The following is a 3,112-nucleotide window of genomic DNA, read 5'->3' on the forward strand; positions in this document are numbered from 1 at the left end:
CTCAAAATCGTTGCCGCGACGATTCAAGACCTGTTCGATCGCGACGTTGCGAAATTTCTGACGCAGCTTCAGCAGGGACCTCTTGTGTTTGACGATATTCGCGATCTGCTTCAGCGGCAGTTCGATCGCTTGTCCGACGACGAAGAAACGATTTTGAACTGGCTGGCGATCAATCGTGAGGTGGTGTCGCTGGCGGATCTGCAAGCAGATATTGTGTCGCCTGTGCTGAAGCGGCGATCGCTCGAAGCCGTCAAGTCGCTGGGACGCCGCAGTTTAATCGATCGCACCGCGAAGGGATTTACGCTGCAACCCGTAGTGATGGAATACTTGACTGATCGCTTGGTTGAGCGAGCGGCAGCGGAGTTGTGCGCCGGTCAGATTCGCCTGTGGGTGAATCATGCGTTCATTAAGGCGCAGGCAAAAAGCTACGTGCGCGACAGCCAGATTCGCCTGATTCTGGAGCCGATCGCCGATCGTCTGTGCGATCACTGGCACTCAACCAAACAGGTTGAACGCAACCTTCAGCATGTTCTGGCAACGCTGCAAACCGACTGTCCACACACACCGGGATACGCGGCGGGAAACGTGCTGAATCTGCTGTGCCACCTTCAGGTAGACCTGACTGGCTACGATTTTTCGCATCTCGCGGTGTGGCAAGCGTACCTGCAAGGCGTGACGCTGCATCGCGTCAATTTTGCCCATGCAGACCTGAGCCGCTCTGTCTTTCTGGAATCGATCGGAGACATTTGGGCTGTAGCGCTCAGCTCGGATGGGACCCGACTGGCAGCCAGCGACACGCTAAATGGCATTCACCTTTGGCAAGTCTCGGATGGAAAAAAGCTGCTGACGTATCGAGGGCACACGAACTGGTGCGGCGGTCTTGCCTTTAGTGCCGATGGTTCGCGACTTGCCAGCGGCAGCACCGACACCACCGTTAAACTATGGGACGTACATAGCGAACACTGCCTGCATACGCTTCAGGGACACGAGGACTGGGTGCTTTCGGTCGTCTTTAGCCCGGATGGACGATGGCTGGCATCCAGCAGCGCCGATCGTACCATTCGCGTGTGGGACACCCAGACTGGAGCGCTGCGGTGGCGGTTGCAGGGACATGACGATTGGGTGCGCGGCGTCGCGTTTGTGCGCGTGGGAGAGCAGAGCCTCGTGGTTAGCGGCAGTGCGGATGACACAATCAAGCTGTGGAACTTGGACACAGGTGACTGTGTGCAAACCTGGAGGGCGGAGAGCCAGGGTGTTTGGGCGATCGTTCTCAGCCCTGACGGACACACGCTTGCTACGGGAGGTACGGACGCCAGCCTAAAACAGTGGGACATTGCCACAGGGCAATGGCTGCGAACGCTGCGAGGGCACACGGGCTGCGTGCGATCGCTTGCCTACAGCGCCGATGGCTTCCACCTGGTTAGCGGTAGCGAAGACCAGACCGTGCGGATCTGGGACAGCGCCAGCGGGAGCTGCCTGCGCGTGCTGCACGGACATCGCAGCGCGGTCTGGTCGATCGCGTGCTCCCGTCCTCATCTGCTTGCCAGCGGCAGTGTGGATCAGCGGGTGCGCCTGTGGAACCTCCGCACCGGACAGTGCTTGTCTACGCTGCAAGGCTATTTGGACGCCGTTTGGGCGATCGCCTTAACCCAAACAAAGCTTGATCAAACAAAGCTTGATCCCGCCGTTCCCCTCCTCGCTAGTGGCAGCACCAACCACACGATCAAACTCTGGAACGCTCACACTGGAGACTACCTCAGAACCCTCCAGGGACATACCAAGTGGGTGCTTTCGGTGGCGTTTAGTCGTGATGGGTCTTGTCTTGCCAGCGGCAGCCTAGACCACACCATTCGACTGTGGGACACCGGACGCGGTGCTTGCCAGCGCGTGCTGCGGGGACACAGCAATTGGGTTTTGTCGGTCAAGTTCAGTCCGGACGATCGCACGCTTGCCAGCGCCAGCTTTGACCAAACTCTGCGGCTGTGGGATGGACAAACTGGCGAGTGTCTGGGGATTTTGCGTGGGCATAAAGGGCGTGTCTGGTCGGTGGCATACTCAGCAGATGGCGATGTGTTAGCGAGTGCAGGCGAAGATCATACCGTACGGCTGTGGCATCCTGACACGGGCGAGTGCTTACAGATTTTGCGTGGGCACACCGGGCGCATTTGGTCGGTGCTGTTTAGCCCCGTTGCCCCACTGCTGGCGAGCGCGGGGGACGATCGCACCCTGCGGCTGTGGAATAGCCACACCGGGGAGTGCATCCGCGTTCTGGAAGGACACACGCAGCGGGTGCAGTCCGTTGCCTTTAGTCCAGATGGGCAGTGCCTTGCCAGCGGCAGCGCAGACGGAACTGTAAAGTTATGGAATCCTTATACGGGCGACTGCCTCCACACGCTGTCCGGTCACACCAATCGTGTCTGGTCCGTTGCCTTTGGCACGCTCGATCGCCTGCTGCTGGCTAGCGGCAGCGAGGATGAAACAATTCGCATCTGGGACAGCTCGACTGGGGAATGCCTGAGAACGCTGCGCGGTCCCCGACCCTATCAGGACCTCAATATCACCGGAATCCAAGGACTGACCGAGGCACAAAAGGCAACGCTCTATGCTTTGGGGGCAGTAGATTTGGGCTAATTTCAGGCTGTTTTGCGTTAACCTGCCGTTAAATTTCCCGTGGTGGGTACAGGCACCCGCGATCGTGTCATTCTGATCCAGATCTCCTTAAGAACTTTAATGTTGCAATTCGCAAAAAGCGTGTATGAATATTTAGCGGTTCCAGGGAGGGCAGAAGCTTGCAACGTCATCATCGGTTGAGCGGCAGTTTAGCGATCGGCGCAGTTGTGCTGCTGGTAGGTCGTCCCGCTTGGGCAGTTACGTCGATCACCGCCGTTAATGTCAAATCTAGCCCCAACGGCATTGAGATTGCTCTGGAGGTTGGAACGTCTGCTGGCACCGATCGTCCCCAGGTGTTCACCATGAGCCAGGGAAACGACTGGATTGCCACGATTCCCAATGCGCAGCTTCGGCTTCCTCAGGGACAGAGCTTTCAGCGAGATAACCCCGCTCCCGGCATTGCAGCAGTCGTCGTCACCTCGTCCAACAACGCGGTTCAGAT

The 3,112-nt window shown here is 58.2% G+C and carries 2 protein-coding genes; both read left to right on the forward strand.

What is annotated here, in order from left to right:
- On the forward strand, window positions 1–2,631 hold a 2,631-nt coding region (locus H6F43_RS00270; RefSeq protein WP_190340041.1), incomplete at its 5' end, for a WD40 repeat domain-containing protein.
- A 158-nt stretch (window positions 2,632–2,789) separates the two neighbouring features.
- A partial coding sequence (locus tag H6F43_RS00275; RefSeq protein WP_190340042.1) for an AMIN domain-containing protein occupies window positions 2,790–3,112 on the forward strand: 323 nt, incomplete at its 3' end.

This window comes from Leptolyngbya sp. FACHB-36 (assembly GCF_014695955.1).
Classification (GTDB): Bacteria; Cyanobacteriota; Cyanobacteriia; order Leptolyngbyales; family Leptolyngbyaceae; genus FACHB-36.